This window comes from Dyadobacter sp. Leaf189 (assembly GCF_001424405.1).
Classification (GTDB): Bacteria; Bacteroidota; Bacteroidia; order Cytophagales; family Spirosomataceae; genus Dyadobacter.
Window position 1 is genome coordinate 914,042 of record NZ_LMPS01000001.1, and the last position, 20,662, is coordinate 934,703.

The window sequence follows — 20,662 nt, forward strand, 5'->3', positions numbered from 1 at the left end:
TTTAAATAAAAAGTGTATCTTCGTTTTATACGTGTTCCAGGCTTGCCAATGATTTTCGGAAAGAGTTATAAATTGTTGCTTTTCTTGCTCTTAACGCTGTTTGCTTCTCCTTCATTCGCCCAATTTCAGGCAGATAGTTTCATTGAAAAACTTCTGAAAAAGCACCCAGAGCGATTCTCTGAAATCCTTAAAAATCCCGATAAGTACCAGGTACAGATCCTGTATACCCGCATTGACAGGAACAAGAAAAACGAGCCGCATTTCACAACGCACGGTTATCGGGTCAATCGCAATGCATATTTCTATCCTGCCAGTACCGTTAAGCTCCCTGCCGTTGCATTGGCTTTTGAAAAGCTGAACAAGCTTGGCATTGATAAATATACGCCCATGCTCACCGGCGTCGACCGGGCAGGGCAGACCCCGGTATCAACAGATACCACTGCCGAAAACGGGCTTCCATCCGTCGCGCATTATGCAAAGAAGATCCTGCTTGCTAGTGATAACGACGCATTCAACCGATTGTATGAATTCATAGGGCAGGAAGAATTGAATGACAGCCTGCATAAGAAAGGTTATTCTGACACACGCATTGTACATCGGCTTGAATCGCCTATGAATGCGGAAGAAAACAGGTATACCAATCCTGTACGCTTTGAAAAGGACGGAAAAATCATTTACCAACAACCCGGTAAATACGCAGGTAAAGAGCTGAAAGCGCCTTCTCAGATTTTAAAAGGAAAAGGTTATCTAAAAAATGGCGAGCTGATCAACGAGCCTTTTGATTTTACGTATAAAAATGCTTTTCCGCTGGAAGAACAGCATAAGATGCTGAAAGCACTTTTCTTCCCGGCCCAGACACCCGTTAATCAGCGTTTCAATCTGACGGAAGACGATTACAGGTTTATCTACCAGTATATGTCCCAGTTCCCGGTGGAAACTGATTTTCCGGCAAGCTATACCGACGATTATTATGATGGTTATGTGAAATTCTTGATGTTCGGAGCGACTAAAACGCGGCTGCCGCGGCATATTAGGTTATTTAATAAAAGCGGGGATGCATACGGTTTCTTGCTGGATAATGCCTACATCGCCGATTTTGAGAAAGGAATTGAATTTATGCTGACTGCCGTGATCTATTGCAATGAAGATCAGATTTTCAATGACAACGAATACGAATATGAAACGGTCGGCTTACCGTTTATGGCTAATCTCGGGAAAACGATTTTCGAATATGAACTCGGGAGAAAACGTGCAGTAAGACCGGAACTGGACCGGTTTGAAGTGCAATACGATAAGTAGATCAGGAAATGCGGACCTTAAACCTCGGCGCGATCTGGCAGATGTAAAGGTTGATCAGGTGGCCGATAATCAGAAGTGCAGAACCCGCGTAGCCCAGCCACGAGAAAATAATGTGCTTTCCTTCAAACAACAACGAGAAGGAAAAAAGCATTAAAGCACCCCAAAGGAAGATTTTCAGAGGAAGCGATTTGTGATTTCGCGTAGCGTAATAAACAGCGACGCCATTGATAAGAATGAACAGGAAGTCAAGCGAACGCAAGCCTGCATGATGCTCGTGGTGCGTGGCCATCGTTGAGCCGAACGCCAATGCAGGTACCAGTAAACAATGGACAATGCAAAGCGCAGAACCCAGAATTCCTATGTAATCGGCTTTGTTATGTGAGTGTACTGACTTCATTTCTAAATACAATGATGTTGCAAAAATACGACCATTAAAATCAACTTGCAACAGAGTTGCAGAATATTTTGCCTGTCATAAAATTCTGTTCCACCGCGTTGTTTGTGGAAATTGTAAGTGATAGAACTTAACTTTGAAGTGAAAGGTTTTATAAGTACCAAGATTTTATAAGAATAACTGTGGAAAGAATGGACCAGTTGAGAGAAACCCTGAAAGTACATCACCTGCGTACAACTACATGCCGGGAAGATGTGCTATCGACATTTATAAATAAAAAGAATGCGCTTTCTCACGGTGATTTGGAAGGTGCGCTGGGAGAAAATTACGACCGCGTTACTATTTACAGGACTTTAAAAACTTTTCTTGAAAAAGGAATTATCCATAAAGTGCTCGACGATGAGGGGCTGAGATATGCATTATGCTCGCACAGCTGCTCCGAAGAACAGCACCACCACGATCATATCCATTTCAAATGCGTTGAATGCGGCGAGACAAACTGTCTTGAAAACCTTCATATTCCGGCAGTACAGCTGCCTGCGGGTTACCATTCCGAGAACTTCAATCTCCTGATCCAGGGAACCTGCCCGAAATGCAATTGAGGTTTTCAGTGCATTATAGATCATGCATTGAAAACCTCAAAAAATAAAAGTCTTCTATCCGGATCTATTGCACTTTCAGCACAAAGTCCAGGTTCGCGTCGTCGCTACCGATAGTTGGCGAGCCGTTTTTTCCTTCTGGCTGGTGACGCAGCTGCACTTTTAAGTTACCCGTACCCGCAGGCCCGGTTTGTACTGTTCCCGTCAAACCGACATTGAAATTGTTCTCGTCCTTATCTCCATAAGTATAAGTCAGCAAACTCGCCGGAGCAGGTGTGTAAACAAGCAAATGCTCATCCGATTCTTCCCTGATCTCTTCTGTAATATTATCAGCAGGCGTTTTACTTTCATCCAGGAATTCGATCGTCATCGTGTACTTGGTATTGGCCTTTAATGCGACCGTATCAAACTTGGTAGGCGCATTTCCACCATCTCCGTCTGCATCCTTATAGCTGAATGAAGTAACGGTTCCCGTTGCATCCTCCTTGAAATTCAATGTCACAGAAGTAATCAGCTCATTTTCATCGTCGGGTTGGAGGTCTTCGCCTGAATCTTTGCATTGTGTGAAGGACATAGCCAATCCCAGAAACAGCAGGGAAGAAAGCTTTCGGTACATTTTCATAGGTAATGAATTTATTGATAAAACAGATTTAAGCTCCAAATTTCCATTTGAGCCGCAGTGAAGCATTGCGGCCCATTTCGTCTGCATAGTAGCGGAACCTGTTCAGGTAATCACGGTATGCCGTATTAAAGAGGTTTTGAATGTTAATTCCGATTTCGATCTCCTGCTTTTCTGCGAAGTGCACGGAGGTGCCCGCCTGTAAGTTCCAGAGGCTGTAAGCTTTTGGAGGGGGTAAAAAATCGCTGTTTGCCGGTACCCGCTTTTGTCTGGCTACAAGCAGGTTGCCGAGTGACAGGAATGTTCCATGCAGATTACCTTTGTCTGGCAGCTCATATTTTAGCTGATTGTCAACGCGGTTAGGCGGGATCATTACCAGGTAGCTGTCATTTCGCTGATCGTAAACGCGCAGGTAGCTAAGCTTGCTGGCTATGGTTGTATTTCTTAAAAACTCCCAGCTAGCCGACACGTCGATTCCCTTGAAAGTAGCGTCTGTTTGCGTGTATTTAAAATAAGGAAATGCGCCACGAACTGTCAGAATAGGTTCTGCTTGTGGTTTCAAGTAGATGAAATCAGCAATGTAATTAAAATAGCCACCTATTTCTGCCGACCACTTTGTGTCTACATATTTAAGACTCGCGATTGTGTTGAAGGCTTTTTCGGCCTGCAAAGCAGCGTCGCCCCTTTCAAATGCGGCCGCACCGTGATGCACACCGTCGCTGAACAGCTCGCTTACATTGGGTGCCCGCCAGGCGGAGCCCGCATTTAGCCGCACGGAAAACTTTTCCGAAAAACTGCGGGTAGCACCTACGGTACCGGAAAAATTGGCAAACTGGAAATCATCGGCGACTTTTTGCCTGTTGACAATGCGATAGGTTTTTAAAGTCCGGTAATCATAACGTATCCCGGCTTCAAACTCCCACCGTTTTGTGACATACCTCTCCATCCAGAACAGACCCACATTAAATTGATTGAAATTCGGGATCAAAGGTCTTCCGTCCATCAGATTGTACTGATACAACGTACTTATCCCTACCTGGCCAGCCAGTTTTCCGGCAATCGGCTTGTGGTCCCAAACCAGATCGTTGGTTAATGTGGAGAGTTTGAATGTAAGCTCAGGATGATTGAGCGCAGCTATCGAATCGTTTCTTGGCCGGTGTAAATCGTATTCATTTCTATCGTTCAGCTGCCGGGCAAATGTCCATTGCAGCCGGTTACCATTCTGGAAATGATAATGCGTTTCAGCTTTGATCAGCTCGTGAGCAACGTTTTGATTGGGCCGGTTAATTGCATAGCTGAATCCGGATTTTACCAAAGGTTCGCCTTTTTGAATCACATTCAACAAGTCGGTAACACTTCCAATGTGAGAACCTGAGAAAATACCGATTTGGGTAGCAAACCTGCTGTAGAACACGTCGATACCGAACCCTTTGTGACGATACCCCGCAGAAAGCGAGAAGTTCTTTTCACTGATTCCCGTATTGTCGAGGAAATAATTGGGAGTACGGATGTTGCCACCCCGCTTGAAAGTGCCTTGCGCGCGCCACGCAAATCCTTTAAAATTTTTAATTCCACCCTGCAAAGTGCCGGATACCACACCTTGCCGGCCATTTGAAAAACCGACCGCATTCAGTTCCCCACTTAACATTTTGTCAAATGGAAGCTCTTCCGGCTCCACGAGGATCACGCCGCCGATTGCATCCGAACCATAGCGAACCCCTGCCGCCCCTTTTACAACAGAAAGCCGCGTCGCGATAAACGGGTCGATTTCCGGCGCGTGTTCAGAGCCCCATTGCTGCCCTTCCTGCCGCACACCATTGTTCATGATCAGAATGCGGTTACTATGCAAGCCGTGGATAACTGGTTTGGCAATGGAAGAACCTGTTTGCAGGGTAGTTACGCCAGCGACACCTTTCAGGCTCTCGCCGAGGTTCTGTCCCCTCGTTTTTTCAAGATCAATGCCGGACAAAGTGGTCAGCGGCTGCGAAGAAGGCGACTCAGTACGGTGCGCGGTAATTTCCACGTCCTGCAAATGCACCTCTTGCTCTTCCAGGTCGAAATTCTCTTCGTGGCCAGCAGTCAGGTCGAGCTTTTGCCGAAACGGATTATAGCCCACAATGCGACATTCAAGCGTGTAGGAGCCGGGGCAGAGGTTTCTAAGTTCGTACCGGCCATTCTCGTCGGTGAACACACCTGTATTTTGTCCCACTAGCAACACCGTCGCACCAATCACAGGCTGGTTTGTGTGCTTGTCCTTCACAACTCCCTTTACAAAGCAGGCACAGCCCGGATTTTGGCCAAAAACGATAATTGGCAGAGATAGTAGGACTGCCAGAATAATCAAGAGGAACTTGTTGCGCATTTGTTAAAAGCAGGAGCTTTCTGTTACATTGTTGCAAAAGTAACGCTAATGCAACTTTGTTGCAAATGAAATTTGCGGCTATTTGTGGATTCAGGTTGGTTTTAGTATAAAAAAAGGCTGATTCTGAGAGAACCAGCCCGACTAAGCTTTTAAACTCTTTCCAGCTTGACTGGATAGGTCTTCTTCGCATTCCACTGACACACGTAGATATTTTGATCGCCATCCACGCAAACATCGTGGCAATGCATGAAAATAGGTTTCTCCTGAACCATCAATTGTAGCTCGCCACTTTTATACTCGGGTTTGGTACCTCCCGGATTTGATATCACCTTATTTGATTTGTCAAGGATTGTTACAAAACCTGAATTGGGCGTTTGGTTGAGGTATCTCAGTCTCGACCAGCAAACACCTGCGAACAGGTTTTCACCATGAAATACCGGGCGGCAGACAAATGCGCCCGGAAGGAATATCGTGCTCAGGTATTTACCGTCGAGCGAAAAACGCTTGAATGCATTGTGCGCCCTTGAAGTTACCAGCAGGGTAGGGTTGGCCTTATCCCTGTAATCAACAGCGATTCCGTGGGCTGTCGAAAACTGGGCATCTCCGTCGCCGCTGCCTCCAAATTTGTCAATGAATTCGCCTTTTTGATTGTAGCGTAAAATGTAATTGGAGCCATAACCGTCGGCAATATATAGTGTCCCGTCAGGTCCAATTGCCGTTTCTGTTGGTTTGAATGGGTCTGTCTCTTTGTATGCACCTACCTTCGACGGATGCTCAATCGTAAGTAGAACCTTGCCTTTCAGGTCAGTTTTGATGACCTTACCTGTATTCGGATCTGTGATAAACAGGAATTCCTCGCCGTTTGCATTCCAGAGCGTAAGTCCGTGCCCGCCGGGATATTCGTGCCCCCAGCTTTCCAGCAACTTACCCGACCGGTCGTAGATAAGAATATTGTTCTTAATCTCATCAGTGACCATAATCAGCCTGCCTTTGCTATCCTGGACCATTTCGTGGCAGTTATTGACAGGAAATTTAGATGCGTCGAGATTGCCCCAACTCTGATTTACCTTGTACCGGAAGTTTCCGTGCCCGATGGTCTCTCCATCAGCTTTCGGTTTGGCATTAAGAATGTAAAATGGCTTGAATGCAATTGCGGCTGCCGTAGCAGCTGTGACTTTGGCAAATTGACGACGGGATGGGGTATAGGACATGATCTGGACTTTTATCAAAAAAGACAGCCCATTCACATTCTTACTATCACAAAGTTCTGATTCGGGCTAGCTTGCAGAGTAGCGTTTTCCGTAGCGGTTCAGCCAGTCCATCAGGTGGTTCACATCCTGCATCTTGAAAAGCTCGCTTCCGGCATTCATAGTTGCAGCAGTGCCACAGGCTACGCCCATTCTAACAGCTTCCCGGAAAGATTTACCCTGCGAGAGTGTCCAAACGATGCCCGCCAGCATACTATCTCCTGCGCCTACTGTGCTTTTGGGCTGCACTGGCGGTGCCGGAATGTGTTCAACCTGATCTTCGGTCACCAGCATTGCGCCCATTGCACCCATTGATACAACGACCACCTCGCATTGTCCGCGGATGATCAGCGCGCGGGCAGCATCGTCCACCTCGTCCATTTCAAGCTTATCCACACCCACGAGCTCACTTAGCTCCGTGATATTGGGTTTAAGAAGGTACACACCTGACTCAGCAGCATAACGCAATGCATCTCCGGAAGTATCGGCAATGAACTTGGCACCTTGCTTGTTGGCGATCCTGGATATCTGGCCGTAAAAGTCCTCGGGAACACCCGGAGGCAAACTGCCGCTGGCAATGATATAGGAAGGTTTTGGGTCAAACTCTTCCATCATTTCTAAAATTGATCTTACTTCGGTCGGCATCATTTCGCTGCCGGGCATTCCGAACCGGTACTGAAAGCCCGTGCTGGTTTCAAGCACGTGGAAGTTTTCGCGGGTCCATTGCTTGGTTTCAATAACCATGGTTTCCACGCCTTCATTTTTAACAAGCTTGTGCAACCTCTGACCAGTAGGACCGCCGATTGTGAAAATGGCGATCGGATTTCCGCCTAACCTGTGAATGGCCTTCGCCACATTAATCCCCCCACCTCCGGCCTCGAATGTGGGCGTTCCGCAACGGAGCTTATTGTCCGGTACAATTCGGGAAACCTCCGAACTTTTGTCGAGCGCAGGATTGATTGTCAGGGTCACAATTGGTCCGGTAGCCATAAAAATGCTGTATGTTAGTTTAAACCTCGAAGGCGGAACAACTTATCACTTAATTTACGCGAATAAAAGAAAAAAAGTGATTGCCGATGCAGCCTTCTTGATATGTTCACATAACCCCGGCATTTTATTCAGTATTGCCCGTCGCTCACTTCCCAGCCGCCATCGACAGATAAGTTCTGTCCGGTAGTGAATTTTGAATAATCAGACATGAAATAGACAGCAGCCCCATCCAGATCGCCCGGTACACCATAGCGACCTCCGTCGAGTGACTGTTTGCTGGTGACAAACTGTTCAGATTCCTTGCCTTCAACTCCCTCAATGATACCTGGCGAGAGCACATTCACCCTGATATTTTTAGATGCGTAAGAAGAAGCGATGGATTTAGAGAAGCCAAGTACCGCCGACTTTGCGGTAGCATAAGCATGGTTTGAGAACTGGGAAGAAGGATAAAAGCCCAGTACCGAGCTCATGTTCAGTATGCTGCCACCTTTGTTCATTCCCATAAATGTCCGGATTGCTGCCTGGTTTGACAGCATCAGCGAAGTCAGGTTCCAGTCAAGTGTTTTGTGCCAGCCTTCAAGCGAAAGCTCGTGCAAAGGTCCGTCACCAAATTTCTCTCCGCCACCGCCTGCAACATGGTATAGGCCGTCGAAACTACCGAATTCGCGGATACAGAGTTGTATCGCTTCCATTGCGGTTTGCGGGTGAGTAGCATCGGCCTGCTTGGCGCGAGCGGTGCTTCCGAGCTGCAACTCAGCAACAAGGCAGTTTTCAGGGTTTCGCCCGACCACAACCACGTTTGCTCCGCTTCTTACAAATGCCCTGGCCGCAGAAAACCCCAGACCGGTTGTTCCTCCTATGACCACAATCGATTTATTACCCAGCCAATTTTCCATTTTCACTATTCATTTTTATTGCAAAATAGGATTATTGGGGTAAAAAATAAAACGCCTGGCATCTTGAAGATACCAGGCGCCACTTACTATGAAGTCAATTGTCTAGGCCACAGAGCGTAGCACCGACATTGCTGATTTCTCAAACTTATCTTTTGCATAGTCCAAGGAAAGAGTGAAATCTTTCACATCCGTTTGCGAAGGCAGGTCAAACATCGCGTCGGTCATAATTGATTCGCAAATCGAGCGAAGTCCGCGGGCACCCAGTTTGTAAGTCATTGCCTGATCAACAATGTAATCCAGCACTGCGTCTTCAAAATGCAAATTGATGCCCTCCATTGCGAAAAGTTTACTGTACTGCTTCACCAATGCATTTTTCGGTTCTGTCAGAATGCGGCGCAGTGTTTCGCGATCAAGCGGGTTTAAATGCGTGAGCACAGGCAAGCGACCGATCAGCTCTGGGATCAAACCGAAAGATTTAAGGTCCATTGCCGTTACATAGCGCATCAAATTTCCTTTGTCGAAAATCTCGATGATCCTGTTATCACCTGAAAAACCGATCGGACGGGTATTAATGCGTTTTCCAATATGTCTTTCAATGCCGTCAAATGCGCCTCCGCAGATGAAAAGAATGTTTTCGGTATTAAGGGTAATCATTTTCTGGTCGGGGTGCTTGCGGCCGCCTTGCGGGGGTACATTCACGATAGAGCCCTCCAGCAATTTCAAAAGCGCCTGCTGTACACCTTCGCCGCTTACATCGCGTGTAATGGAAGGGTTATCTGACTTACGTGCAATTTTGTCGATCTCATCAATGTAAACGATACCGCGTTCAGCAGCTTCTACATTGTAATCGGCAGCTTGCAGCAAGCGTGTTAAAATCGTTTCAACATCTTCCCCAACATAACCTGCTTCCGTAACAACAGTTGCATCAGCCACGCAAAAAGGCACTTGTAGTATCCGGGCAATGGATTTGGCAAGATAAGTTTTGCCGGTACCCGTTTCGCCCACCATAATGATATTCGATTTTTCAATCACAACATCATCTTCGGTAGTTGCCTGGTTGAGCCTTTTGTAATGATTATATACAGCAACGGCCAGCGAGCGTTTCGCTTCATCCTGACCTATTACGTATTGTTCGAGAAAGTGCTTGATTTCGGACGGGGGAATGGGTTTCAGCTTAGGTAGCTTGCCCTTTTTTTCCTTCTTATCTTCTTTTGCCCCTAATTCTTCCGTGATCACCTGATGCCCCTGGGCAATGCAGTGATTACATATATGTGCATCTATTCCGGAAAGTAATAAATCGACTTCGTTTTTCTTACGTCCGCAGAACGAACAGCTTACTTGTGCCATTGAATTTGTTTATACAGTGGTGAATTACCCGGTTCGCTGAGTTTATTTATTATTAGCAACAGCCAAGACCGTGTTAACAAGAAGGTTTACATTATTGTTTCCAAACGCCGCACATTTTGCAGCCAATCGAAAGGATATTACAAATTTCCGGTTTTTTGACCGGGTTACCAAAAGAAAATGAGGCTAATGCATAAAAAAGCACCCTGACAAGCTGGTTGTCAGGGTGCTTTCAGCAAATCAAAAATGGCTTATTTGTCTCTTGTCAAAACCTCGTCGATCAAACCGTATTCCTTCGCTTCTGTCGCTTTCAGCCACTTGTCACGGTCAGAATCCAATGCGATTTGCTCCGGTGTCTGGCCGGTATGGTTGGCAAGGATTTCGTACAATTCGTGACGCAGCTTAACAATCTCGCGGGTTGTAATTTCGATATCAACCGAAGTTCCCTGCGCACCTCCCGAAGGCTGGTGGATCATCACACGTGCATGAGGAAGCGCCGAACGTTTTCCGGCAGCGCCGCCCGCCAGCAATACCGCGCCCATGGAGGCAGCGAGGCTGGTACAAACAGTTGCTACGTCTGGACGTACATATTGCATGGTGTCATAGATTCCCAAACCTGCATACACAGAACCGCCCGGGCTGTTGATGTACATCAGGATATCTTTCTTAGGATCGGCTGATTCGAGGAAGAGCAACTGTGCGACAATGATATTCGCAATATTATCGTCCACACCAGTTCCCATGAAAATGATGCGGTCGGCCATCAAACGAGAGAAAACGTCAACTTCACGGAAGTTCATCGGACGTTCCTCGATCACCGAGCGGGTCATATTTTCAACGGTGTGGTTCATATAACCGTCCACTGAAAGGCCATTCACGCCAAGGTGGTGGACAGCATATTTTCTAAATTCATTTCCGTAATTCATCGGTAAACTTAATTTTAATTGAGTTTATATTTAAAGGGCAACGACTATCAGAACAAAAAGCAATATATGTTAGTTTCTGATTAAAAACCTGCCTGCTGAATAATCGGCTTGCACAAAATTGACTAATTCATCGGGAAAACCTTGTCAATTCCTGCGATAAATTCTCGGAATTTGCGAGGAGCAGGAGCGGGGCAGTTAAGTACATTGCATTTGAAAAGTTTGAAAAAGATAAACACGGCGACCATGAGCGCAGCAGCTAACTTATCAGAGAAAATCCGGTTGATCAGGTTACAGAAAGGTCTCTCCCAGGAAAATATGGCAGATATGCTTGGGTTATCCACTACTGCTTACGGTGATCTCGAAAGAGGCAGGACGGAACTGTCAGTTTCGCGCCTGGAAAACATTGCCAAACTGCTTGACGTAAAACTCCCCGACCTGCTGGGGTTTGATTCGGTTTCGATGTCGGAAACGGATTGGCTCAGGCAGGAGAATACCCGGCTGCTGGCAGAAAACCGGAGATTGCAGAATGAGCTGGACCAATGGAAGTTGAAATTCAGGCAGTGGTTTGGTGAAGGGATCGTGCGCGAGCTGGGGCAGCAGCGTGAGCGTATTGGTTTTTAGTAAAACAAAAAACACCGCCCCGGTAACCGGAGCGGTGTCTGATGTATAAAGCTAGTTAGCTGATTAAGCTGCTACTTCTTCGCCTTTCGCCATTTTCTCGAATTCGCTTACTTCAATGGTTTGTTCGTCGGTAGAAACTTGTCCGCGAATGATATCCATTACTTTGTTGTCGAAAACCTGATTGAAAATGCTCGTGTAGTTGTCACGCTCTTTGTCAGCAAGGTAACCCTGTGCAACGCGGTCGATTGTTTCCTTCATATTATCGTCATCGCCGTAGATACCGAACTGACCTTTTACCATGTTACGGGTAAATTCAAGGATCTCGGGATATTCTACTTTCACGTTTTCGCGGTCAGCGATCTTGTTTTTGATCAGGCTCAGTTTCAACGATTTTTTGAAATCTTCAAACTGCTCTTCGATCTGCTCGCGGGTAAATTTACCTTCGTTGGTACGTTCCAGCCATTCTTTCAGGAACTCTTCGGGAAGATCGATGGAAATGTTTTCCAGCAATGCATTTTCGATATCGCGACGAAGCAACGCTTCGGTTTCGCGCTCATAGTTTCCTTTGATGATTTCAAGAACTTTCTCGTTGTACTGCTCTTCGCTTTCAACCTGTCCGGCTCCCAGTACCTTATCAAAAAACTCCTGGTTCAATTCCGCAGGTGCTGAGCGGGTGATATCTTCTACGGTCAAAACGAAATCGCCTGAAAGTGAACCGATATCTTCTTTTTTCTTGCCGGTCACATGAGCGATCGCCGACTCGTCGGTGAATGTATCCTGGATATCAAATGTGATAACATCATCTTTTTTGACACCAATGAACTTTGCAAGTGCTTCTTCTTTAAGCTGCTTGGTAGGGATTGCAGTGCGTGTTGTGAATTCGGTTGACTCTTGTTTAAGCTCTCCGAAGATCATATCGCCAGCCTCACTTACTTCAGGGTGAATGCTGTCTGCAAAACGCTCGCGCAGGCTGTCATTTGTCTTACCAAGCTCCGCATCGTCTACATTGATAGTGTAACGTTTTACTGCAGGCAGTTCTGAAAAATTCACTTCAAAGTCGCTCGCCATTCCCAGGTCGTAGCTGAACTCAAATTGGCTTGGATTATCCCAGTTCACTTCGGCAGCTTTGTCACGATCAGGGATCGGGTCACCCACTACCTGTAATTTGTTTTCCCGGATGTAGTTACTCACTGCATTGCTCAGCAGGTTGTTCACCTCGTCAACCAGAATGCTTTTTCCATACATTCTCTGAATTACATGCGAAGGCACTTTTCCAGGGCGAAAACCTTTCAGGTTTACACGTTTTGAATAATCCTTTATGGTTTTATCAATTTTCGGCTGGTAATCTTCTTTGGTCAGCGTCACTTTAAGTGAAGCCATTGTAGGCGAGCTTTTTTCTAACAGAACTTCCATGTTTCGCTTATGCTAATGGTAATACCTTGGGTAAAACAGAAAAGAAAAATAAAAATGCCCTCAAAACGAAGTCCTGAGGGCATTTGACGGGTCTTACTACGGAGCAGCACATTTTTCTATATGGGATAGGAATCTGATGCCCCGTCATTCCCTTGTAATTTGTACGGGCGGAGGGAATCGAACCCCCACGCCTTGCGGCACTAGATCCTAAGTCTAGCACGTCTACCAGTTCCGCCACGCCCGCTCACTTTTTCCGTCTTCAATCGCAGTTACTATCGTCGCCTGTTCTCGAATTGGGAGTGCAAAGGTATTTCTATTTTTTAGATAGATGCAAGCTTTTTTCAAAATTTTATCTTTTGGTAATCCTTTATTGAAAAATGTCGCCGGAATTTGTTATTTTGGTGAAGCATACCAATTAGAAAACATCAGTGGAGCAACTCGTCGAGGCCCTCAATATTGACCTGGAGCAGGAGCGGAAGGATATCCTCAAAAAGTACAGGAGACTATTACGTACAGCCAAGCCATTTTTGAAGGATAATGATGCCAAATTAATCAAAAAGGCTTTTTATACTTCCGTCGACGCCCATAAAGATATGCGGCGCCGGTCGGGAGAACCTTATATTTACCACCCGCTCGCAGTAGCCCAGATCGTGGTGGAAGAGATCGGGCTCGGTACCACGGGCATTGTTGCTGCTTTGCTGCATGATGTGGTGGAAGATACCGATATGCGGATCGAGGATATTGAAAGACTTTTTGGAAAAAAAGTTGCCAAGATCATCGACGGGCTTACCAAAATATCCGGGCGCTTCGAATATGGTTCTTCACAGCAGGCTGAGAATTTTCGCAAAATGCTGCTCACGTTGTCCGACGATGTGCGTGTGATCCTCGTGAAGCTCGCCGACAGGCTGCACAATATGCGCACACTTGACAGTATGCCGCGTGATAAACAGCTTAAAATCGCTTCCGAGACTATTTTTATCTACGCGCCGCTGGCGCACCGGCTCGGACTCTATAGCATTAAATCCGAACTGGAAGAGCTTTACCTGAAATATACCGAACCTCAGGAATACCGCGCCATTGCCAGGAAACTGAGAGAGACGAAAGGGATCCGTGACCGGTTTATCGCCAAGTTCATGGAACCGATTGCACAAGATCTCGAATCGGCGGGATTGAATTTTATCCTCAAAGGCAGACCCAAATCGATCTATTCGATCTGGAATAAAATGCGGAAGCAGAACAAGCCTTTTGAGGAGATATATGACCTTTTTGCAATTCGCATTGTACTGGAATCTTCGGCTGAAAATGATCGTGAAAAAGCGATCTGCTGGCAGGCGTACTCCATTGTTACTGATCATTATAAGCCTAACCCGGATCGGCTAAAAGACTTTTTGAGCACACCGCGTGCAAATGGGTACCAGTCGCTGCACTCAACAGTAATGAGCAAGAGCGGACAGTGGGTAGAAGTCCAGATACGCACGACGCGAATGGATGAAATCGCAGAAAAAGGCTACGCAGCGCACTGGAAGTACAAAGGCAACGATACCAAAGTCCGCGGTAATATCGAGCAATGGATTACGCAGGTCCGCGAAACGCTTGAAAATGGCTTTGGGGATAAAACTGCCGCGATCGAGTTTCTTGATGAATTCAGAAGTAACCTGTTCAACGAAGAGGTTTTTGTATTTACACCAAAAGGTGAATTGAAGGTATTGCAAAGCGGCGCAACAGCGCTGGATTTCGCATTTGATATCCACTCCGAAGTGGGCGCGCATTGTATGGCTGCCAAAGTAGGGGGTATCCTGGTTCCGATCAGCTACGTGCTCAACAATGGGGATCAGATCGAAATCATAACTTCCAATAAGCAGAAACCCAATGAAGACTGGCTGCGGATCGTAGTTACCTCGAAAGCCCGGGCCAGGATCAAGGATTTTCTGAAAGAAGATAATCGCCGGTACGAAACTGACGGCCGGCAGATGGTTGAGAAAAAACTTAAAACACTTGGTATTGAACTTACTGCCGAGGTTGTCAACCAACTGAGGGCATTTTTCGAATGTAAAACAGCGCCCGACTTTTTCTACCGAATAGGAAAGGGATATATTCAGCTTGATGAGCTGAAAAGGTTCAAGAAGGATAAAGAAATAAAAGAGCGGAAAGCCGATTCCGCCCATGCAGCAAATGCGGTTCCCGGGCCGGTTGGCAGCGATGGTAAGACACTTACCAAGTTTTTAAAACAAATCCACGGCGACCGGGCAGACAGTGATACACTGTTGATCGGCGACGATATGGACAAAATCGATTACAAGCTTGCCGCCTGCTGCAATCCGATTGCTGGCGACGACGTTTTTGGTTTTGTTACGATTAACGAAGGCATTAAAATACACCGGACTACCTGTCCGAATGCGGCCGAACTGATGTCCAAACATGGTAACCGTATTATCAAGGCCAAATGGGAATCTAACAAGGATGAAGCCTTCCTCGCAGGGCTCTATTTGTCTGGAACAGACCGCGTGGGACTGGTGAATGACGTGACGCGTATCATTTCAAATGAGCTGCATATCAACATGCGCGGACTGACAATTGATACCAAAGACGGCGTGTTTAATGGGGATATCAAGCTCTATGTACAGGATACGCGGCATTTGGATATCCTGATTAATAAGCTGGAACAGGTAGAGGGAGTTTACAACGTACAGCGCTTTGACACGAACCTGAGCCACACCTGATTGGGTGAACGATTATCGTCAGGCAGTGTTATTAAATTGTGTCGACCCTGGTATTGTTAAATTACCAGATTGACTGTGATTTAGTATAAAAAAGCGTATTTTCGCGCAAGAATAGTCAGAGATATGCCACAAGCCAGCAAACCAAATTTCGAAGCCGCCAAGAAAATCCTGACGGCTTACCTGGAAAATAAAGGACTTCGCAAAACGCCTGAACGCTTTGCGATATTGGAAGAGATCTACACCAGGGAAGATCATTTTGACGTAGATGAGCTTTACATCAGCATGAAAAACAAACGGTACCGGGTTAGCCGCGCAACCGTTTACAACACGCTGGATGTTTTGGTAGATTGTGACCTTGTGACCAAACACCAGTTTGGGAAAAACCTGGCGCAATTTGAAAAGTCTTACGGTAACAAACAACACGATCACCTGATCTGCACGGATTGCCATAAAGTAATGGAGTTCTGCGATCCAAGGATCCAGTCTATACAGAATATGGTAGGCGAAATGCTGAATTTCAGCGTGATGCACCATTCACTTATCTTCTACGGTAACTGTACCAAGGAAAATTGCCAGAACCGCAACGACGTACCGAGGGAAACTTCGGCTGCATACGAAGACAGATAGTATCTGATATCCTTTAAGGCAGGGGCTTGCTCCTGCCTATCTTATTCTTACACATATAGTTTCAGTAATCAAAAATTGAATGAAAGTTGACGTACTACTTGGGCTCCAATGGGGAGACGAGGGAAAAGGTAAAATCGTGGACGTTTTGGCGCCGCGTTACCAGGTTGTAGCCCGTTTTCAGGGTGGCCCGAATGCGGGGCACACGCTTGAATTTGATGGTATCAAACACGTTTTGCACCAAATTCCTTCCGGTATCTTCCGCAGTGATATCCAGAATATTATAGGAAACGGCGTGGTTCTAGACCCGATCGTTTTCAGAAGAGAGATTGAAAATCTCGGCAAATACAACCTTGACCTTGTGAGCAACCTTGTTGTTTCCAAGAAAGCGTCTATTATCGTTCCTACACATTCATTGCTCGATGCAGCTTACGAGCGTTCGAAGGGCGATTCCAAAATCGGTTCTACACTGAGAGGAATTGGCCCCGCTTACCAGGATAAAACTGCAAGGCTCGGATTGCGCGTAGGAGATGTGCTATCCCCGAATTTTGCACAGAAATACAAGAAACTGGTTGATGCCCACAAGGTGATCCTTGATTTCTATCAATATGATTACGCAGAAGCTTTACCAAAAGCTGAGGAAAACTTCTTCGCTGCGGTGGAATTCATGAAGCAGTTCACATTGGTTAACAGCGAGTATGTTGTTAACGATGCATTGGCCAACAACAAAACGGTTCTGGCAGAAGGAGCGCAGGGATCTTTGCTGGACATTGACTTTGGTTCATACCCGTTTGTAACCAGCTCAACTACCATGGCTGCCGGTGCCTGTACCGGTCTTGGTATTGCACCAAAGCAGGTAGGAGAGGTTTTCGGAATTTTCAAAGCGTACTGCACGCGCGTAGGCAGCGGTCCATTTCCAACTGAGCTACTGGAAGAAACCGGTGAGAAAATGCGTCAGGAAGGCCGTGAATTTGGTGCTACCACGGGTCGCCCTCGCCGGTGCGGCTGGCTCGATCTGCCTGCATTGAAGTACGCGATCATGATCAATGGAGTTACCCAGCTGATTATGATGAAGGTAGATGTACTTACCGTTTTTGATTCAATCAAGGTTTGTACAAACTATAAGCTTGCAGACGGAACGCTGACAGAACAGCTTCCTTACGATCTATGTGATGAGTCTGTTGAGCCGGTCTATAAAGAATTCAAAGGCTGGCAAACTTCCCTCGACGGTATCCACGATTTTGATGCCATTCCGGAAGAGCTGGTAGCTTATGTAAAATTCCTGGAAGAGGAATTGAAGTTGCCAATTACATTCATTTCCACCGGTCCTGACCGTGAGGCATTGATCAGCCGCGAAGCGTCTGCATTGTCGGTTTAGGTAAGAAGAAGGAGTTGTTTACCTTGTCACCCTGAGCGGAGTCGAAGGGCGGGCACTATGCCCCTTCGACCGCCCGGCGGCCCGGTCCGCTCAGGGTGACAAAATTATAGGGTACAAGTGATAAAGTAAGTGCCTTAGGTACCAGCGGCTATGCCAGCAAATTCAACACATCTTCCCGGCTGAGCGATTTTATAAAACCTTCTTCGTTTGAAATCAGGTCGTCAGCGAGCTGTTTCTTTGATTTCTGCAATGCAAGAATCTTCTCCTCTACCGAGTTTTTAGTTATAAACTTATAAGTAAAAACGGTTCTGTGCTGGCCAATGCGGTGTGCGCGGTCTACTGCCTGTGCTTCAATGGCCGGGTTCCACCAGGGATCTAGAATGAAAACGTAGTCGGCGGCGGTGAGGTTAAGCCCGAGGCCGCCTGCTTTTAGCGAGATCAGAAATATCTTGATACCCGCTTGCTCCTGAAACGTTTCCACCTGCTCCTGCCGGTCCTTTGTTGAGCCGTCGAGATACGCGTATCTGATATTCCGTTCGTCGAGATAATGCCTGAAAAGGTCAAGGTGTTTGATGTACTGGCTGAAAACCAGGATTTTGTGATCCTCAGTCATAACCGTCTGCATCTTGTGCAGCACATCCTCGAATTTGCCCGAACCGTGACTATATCTCGGATCAACCATCAACGGGTGGTTTGCGAGTTGCCGGAGCTTTGTAAGGCCCTGCAATACAACCAGCTGCGACTTGGAAATGCCTTCTTTATCAATGCTTTGAAGAATCAGATTCCGATAGTAGGCTTTTGCTTCCTCGTAAGCTTTTTCCTGCTCTTCCACCATATCACAGTACTGGATACTCTCGACTTTTTCAGGAAGATCAGTCGCTACCTGCGATTTCAGCCTTCGTAAAATGAACGGTTTGATCAGGTTATAAAGTCGCTTCGATTTATCTTCATCACCTTTCTTCTCAATCGGAATCTGAAATTCGTCCCTGAAAAATGACTGACTACCCAGCAAACCCGGGTTTACAAAGGTCATTTGTGACCACAGATCAAGTGTGTTATTTTCAATCGGCGTACCCGTCAACACGAGCCGGTGGGAAGAATTAAGCTTTCGTACAGCCTTCGTGATAATGGAAGTCGGGTTTTTAATGGCCTGCGACTCATCAAGAATAATGTAATTGAACCGGTAAGCTTCGATAATATCAATATCCAGCCTCACAATCCCGTATGAGGTTAAAATCAGGTCGTACTGATCAAATTGCGCTGTATCCTTTTCCCGGTTAGTGCCGGTATAAAGGAGAACTTTCAGGTCGGGTGTAAATTTCTTCGCTTCCAGTTGCCAGTTGTACAGCAGTGAAGTAGGCATGATCAGCATGGAAGGATTAGATGCGCCATTCTCCTTCTCGGATTGCAGCAATGCCAGTGTCTGGACCGTTTTCCCTAAACCCATATCATCGGCCAGGCAACCTCCAAGCCGGTATTGTTTGAGAAATTGAAGCCAGTCGTAACCTGTTTTTTGGTAAGGCCGTAAAGTGCCTTTGAAATTCACAGGAGGATCGACAGGCTCAATTTGCTGGAAATTCCGAAGGTTTTCGAGCTTTCTGCTGATTACGGTTGTGGCGAGGTTTTCCTCCTGCAGTTCCTGTACCAATGCCAAATGGTGCATCCGGAGCCGGAGCTGATCGTCGTCTTCGGCGTGCTCGGTGAACGAAAAGAATTCAGAGTATTTGGTAAACCACCATTCGGGGATCACTGCGGTTTCTCCATTTGGTAGTAAAAATTCTTTCTTACGGTTCAGAATGTAGCTTCTCAGCTGTATAAACGGGATCTCAAACTCTCCAAACTTCACTTTTGCATTGATATCGAACCAGTCACGGCCTTCCTGAACCGAGATGTCCAGGGAAGAGTACCCCAGGAAATAACGTTTGCTGTCGCTGGTATTCTGCCTTACGCTGATGCCATTTTCAGATAACGTTATCGCATTGCCTTGCAACCAGCCAAAAGCTTGTGACTTTGGCATTTGCAGCTTTCCATTGCGCATATTCAGCCCCCATTCCTTCAAAAGTCGCACATTCTTGCTTTCCCCATCGATATCACGCCTTACCTTGTTGAAAAAGTAATCATTCCCTTTCTTCTCCATGTGTACACTCGACGGATGCGCGAAGCTGTCGTAATGAAAGGAAAAACCTGCATATTGGAACGAAAGATCAAAAGTGACGTCGCTATCTTCCTCTTCGATCACCTCCACATCTTCTGAATCCTGGAAAAGCACCGGCGTCTTTTTAGGCGCTGTTGTAAATTCGGAGATGGTCAGCACCGTTTTTGGCTGCGACGAGACATTCCTGATCTCAAATCCTTTGGCCGCCACATCGTAAGAAGCAATAAGCGGAGCAACAAAGCGCCCGTAATACTGCTCCTCCACCTGACCCGGAATGGCAATGAATTTTTTGTTCAGAAATGGCTTGATCTTCTTCCCGTCCACATTTCCTTCGAAGCTGTAAAGATGTCCGTCGACAATGAGCCAGGCAGGATCTTCGCAGATCAGAAATGCATTTTTATATTGAAAATCAAGCTTTTGGTATTTGTGGCGGATCGTTGGGAAGTAATGTGTGTTATCTTCATTCCTTACAAAATGAAAGCGTATCGTCGCTTTTTCAGGCTCGGTGACGACAGGTTTCCAGAGCGGGTTACCGTCGCTTCCCATGATGAAAATGTCCTTTCCATTCAGCTTTTCCAAGATCCGGGCTTTGCTATTTTCGAGGTAGCTTGCGATGGCTTCCTGAATTGCCTTATCGCCTTTTTGTGCGTCGTAAACTTTAAGGAAGAAGTCGACCGCATTGAGCTTTTTGGTGTTAAACTTCCGGACTACCAGATCTTGCTGAATATCGTCGATCAGTTTTACCAGCTCAAAATCCCCGGCGTCAAGCCCGCTTCTGAACTCCTTGACGTTTTTGGAAGATATATTCTGGATCTGAAACGTAAAATCGCCTTGTGCATTCAGCTGTACGGCGAAAGCTTCAAAAATATACCCCAAATATTCATGGTTCAAAATTGAATAAACAATCTTAAATGGCTCGGACGGAGATACTTTCATTATCCGGTTTCTACAAGTAATAAGTGTTGACGAAATGCTTCCCAAAGAGTAGGAGACGACCTCTTTTAAGAATTGGGAAACTTCAAATATAGGTTAAATCATACCTAAATGAAAGTCCGCACACGCAGCAGTAAGCAAT

General features: G+C 46.3%; 16 protein-coding genes and 1 tRNA gene. 6 read left to right on the plus strand and 11 right to left on the minus strand.

Translation table 11 applies throughout. The features are described 5' to 3' along the window. The first annotated feature begins 84 nt into the window (after positions 1-84). Complete coding sequence (locus ASG33_RS03950; RefSeq protein WP_229238551.1) at positions 85-1,299, plus strand: serine hydrolase; 1,215 nt, start codon at positions 85-87, stop codon at positions 1,297-1,299. Position 1,300: 1 nt separating this feature from the next. Here ASG33_RS03950 and ASG33_RS03955 read toward each other — a convergent pair whose 3' ends face one another. Beyond that, positions 1,301-1,696, minus strand: a complete 396-nt coding sequence (locus tag ASG33_RS03955; RefSeq protein WP_056280587.1) for a MerC domain-containing protein — start codon at positions 1,694-1,696, stop codon at positions 1,301-1,303. A 188-nt stretch (positions 1,697-1,884) separates the two neighbouring features. Here ASG33_RS03955 and ASG33_RS03960 point away from each other — a divergent pair, with 188 nt between their 5' ends. Continuing rightward, positions 1,885-2,295 (plus strand): Fur family transcriptional regulator, encoded by a 411-nt coding sequence (locus ASG33_RS03960; RefSeq protein WP_056280590.1) that lies wholly within the window; start codon positions 1,885-1,887, stop codon positions 2,293-2,295. Between the two features lie 64 nt (positions 2,296-2,359). Here the strand turns inward: ASG33_RS03960 and ASG33_RS03965 are convergent, their stop codons facing one another. The 7 genes from ASG33_RS03965 to ASG33_RS03995 all read right to left on the minus strand — a co-directional run bounded on the left by ASG33_RS03965 (position 2,360) and on the right by ASG33_RS03995 (position 10,676). Continuing rightward, complete coding sequence (locus ASG33_RS03965; protein WP_056280593.1) at positions 2,360-2,914, minus strand: hypothetical protein; 555 nt, start codon at positions 2,912-2,914, stop codon at positions 2,360-2,362. Positions 2,915-2,942: 28 nt separating this feature from the next. After that, the gene (locus ASG33_RS03970; protein WP_056280596.1) at positions 2,943-5,273 is read right to left on the minus strand and encodes a TonB-dependent receptor; all 2,331 of its coding nucleotides are present in this window, start codon (positions 5,271-5,273) and stop codon (positions 2,943-2,945) included. Positions 5,274-5,422: 149 nt separating this feature from the next. Next, positions 5,423-6,484: a 6-bladed beta-propeller gene (locus tag ASG33_RS03975; protein ID WP_056280599.1), complete on the minus strand. Its 1,062-nt coding sequence runs from the start codon at positions 6,482-6,484 to the stop codon at positions 5,423-5,425. Positions 6,485-6,550: 66 nt separating this feature from the next. Continuing rightward, positions 6,551-7,510 carry a 1-phosphofructokinase family hexose kinase gene (locus tag ASG33_RS03980; protein ID WP_056280602.1) on the minus strand — a complete coding sequence of 320 codons (960 nt, stop codon included), beginning with the start codon at positions 7,508-7,510 and terminating at the stop codon, positions 6,551-6,553. 128 nt (positions 7,511-7,638) lie between these two features. Beyond that, on the minus strand, positions 7,639-8,406 hold the full coding sequence (locus ASG33_RS03985; RefSeq protein ID WP_056280606.1) for an SDR family NAD(P)-dependent oxidoreductase: 768 nt from the start codon (positions 8,404-8,406) through the stop codon (positions 7,639-7,641). A 102-nt stretch (positions 8,407-8,508) separates the two neighbouring features. Further along, on the minus strand, positions 8,509-9,753 hold the full coding sequence (clpX, locus tag ASG33_RS03990) for an ATP-dependent Clp protease ATP-binding subunit ClpX (RefSeq protein ID WP_056280609.1): 1,245 nt from the start codon (positions 9,751-9,753) through the stop codon (positions 8,509-8,511). A 248-nt stretch (positions 9,754-10,001) separates the two neighbouring features. Then, a complete protein-coding gene (locus ASG33_RS03995) occupies positions 10,002-10,676 on the minus strand; it encodes a ClpP family protease (RefSeq protein ID WP_031526349.1) in 675 nt (224 codons plus the stop codon). Positions 10,677-10,919: 243 nt separating this feature from the next. Between ASG33_RS03995 and ASG33_RS04000 the strand changes: the two genes are divergently transcribed. Continuing rightward, positions 10,920-11,297, plus strand: coding sequence for a helix-turn-helix domain-containing protein (locus tag ASG33_RS04000; RefSeq protein ID WP_056280613.1), 378 nt, complete (start codon positions 10,920-10,922; stop codon positions 11,295-11,297). A gap of 63 nt (positions 11,298-11,360) precedes the next feature. Here the strand turns inward: ASG33_RS04000 and tig are convergent, their stop codons facing one another. Both tig and ASG33_RS04010 read right to left on the minus strand, forming a co-directional pair. Next, positions 11,361-12,710, minus strand: a complete 1,350-nt coding sequence (tig, locus tag ASG33_RS04005) for a trigger factor (protein ID WP_056280616.1) — start codon at positions 12,708-12,710, stop codon at positions 11,361-11,363. Positions 12,711-12,872: 162 nt separating this feature from the next. Beyond that, positions 12,873-12,954 (minus strand) — tRNA-Leu (locus ASG33_RS04010). A 184-nt stretch (positions 12,955-13,138) separates the two neighbouring features. Between ASG33_RS04010 and ASG33_RS04015 the strand changes: the two genes are divergently transcribed. The 3 genes from ASG33_RS04015 (at position 13,139) to ASG33_RS04025 (ending at position 17,432) form a co-directional block, all read left to right on the plus strand. Beyond that, entirely contained in the window at positions 13,139-15,430 is a 2,292-nt protein-coding gene (locus tag ASG33_RS04015) for a bifunctional (p)ppGpp synthetase/guanosine-3',5'-bis(diphosphate) 3'-pyrophosphohydrolase (protein ID WP_056280620.1), read from the plus strand. A gap of 123 nt (positions 15,431-15,553) precedes the next feature. Continuing rightward, on the plus strand, positions 15,554-16,057 hold the full coding sequence (locus ASG33_RS04020) for a Fur family transcriptional regulator (RefSeq protein ID WP_031526345.1): 504 nt from the start codon (positions 15,554-15,556) through the stop codon (positions 16,055-16,057). Between the two features lie 79 nt (positions 16,058-16,136). Continuing rightward, positions 16,137-17,432, plus strand: a complete 1,296-nt coding sequence (locus tag ASG33_RS04025) for an adenylosuccinate synthase (protein WP_056280623.1) — start codon at positions 16,137-16,139, stop codon at positions 17,430-17,432. A gap of 148 nt (positions 17,433-17,580) precedes the next feature. On the opposite strand, the gene ASG33_RS04030 is transcribed toward ASG33_RS04025, so the two are convergent. Continuing rightward, positions 17,581-20,523, minus strand: a complete 2,943-nt coding sequence (locus ASG33_RS04030) for a DEAD/DEAH box helicase (RefSeq protein ID WP_056280626.1) — start codon at positions 20,521-20,523, stop codon at positions 17,581-17,583. Positions 20,524-20,662: the final 139 nt, after the last annotated feature.

What these genes read in the sequence shown, in the direction of transcription:
- ASG33_RS03955 (WP_056280587.1), bottom strand. Translation starts at nt 1,696, where the DNA reads ATGAAGTCAGTACACTCACATAACAAAGCCGATTACATAGGAATTCTG.
- ASG33_RS03960 (WP_056280590.1), top strand. Translation starts at nt 1,885, where the DNA reads ATGGACCAGTTGAGAGAAACCCTGAAAGTACATCACCTGCGTACAACT.
- ASG33_RS03965 (WP_056280593.1), bottom strand. Translation starts at nt 2,914, where the DNA reads ATGAAAATGTACCGAAAGCTTTCTTCCCTGCTGTTTCTGGGATTGGCT.
- ASG33_RS03970 (WP_056280596.1), bottom strand. Translation starts at nt 5,273, where the DNA reads ATGCGCAACAAGTTCCTCTTGATTATTCTGGCAGTCCTACTATCTCTG.
- ASG33_RS03975 (WP_056280599.1), bottom strand. Translation starts at nt 6,484, where the DNA reads ATGTCCTATACCCCATCCCGTCGTCAATTTGCCAAAGTCACAGCTGCT.
- ASG33_RS03980 (WP_056280602.1), bottom strand. Translation starts at nt 7,510, where the DNA reads ATGGCTACCGGACCAATTGTGACCCTGACAATCAATCCTGCGCTCGAC.
- ASG33_RS03985 (WP_056280606.1), bottom strand. Translation starts at nt 8,406, where the DNA reads ATGGAAAATTGGCTGGGTAATAAATCGATTGTGGTCATAGGAGGAACA.
- clpX (WP_056280609.1), bottom strand. Translation starts at nt 9,753, where the DNA reads ATGGCACAAGTAAGCTGTTCGTTCTGCGGACGTAAGAAAAACGAAGTC.
- ASG33_RS03995 (WP_031526349.1), bottom strand. Translation starts at nt 10,676, where the DNA reads ATGAATTACGGAAATGAATTTAGAAAATATGCTGTCCACCACCTTGGC.
- ASG33_RS04000 (WP_056280613.1), top strand. Translation starts at nt 10,920, where the DNA reads ATGAGCGCAGCAGCTAACTTATCAGAGAAAATCCGGTTGATCAGGTTA.
- tig (WP_056280616.1), bottom strand. Translation starts at nt 12,710, where the DNA reads ATGGAAGTTCTGTTAGAAAAAAGCTCGCCTACAATGGCTTCACTTAAA.
- ASG33_RS04020 (WP_031526345.1), top strand. Translation starts at nt 15,554, where the DNA reads ATGCCACAAGCCAGCAAACCAAATTTCGAAGCCGCCAAGAAAATCCTG.
- ASG33_RS04025 (WP_056280623.1), top strand. Translation starts at nt 16,137, where the DNA reads ATGAAAGTTGACGTACTACTTGGGCTCCAATGGGGAGACGAGGGAAAA.
- ASG33_RS04030 (WP_056280626.1), bottom strand. Translation starts at nt 20,523, where the DNA reads ATGAAAGTATCTCCGTCCGAGCCATTTAAGATTGTTTATTCAATTTTG.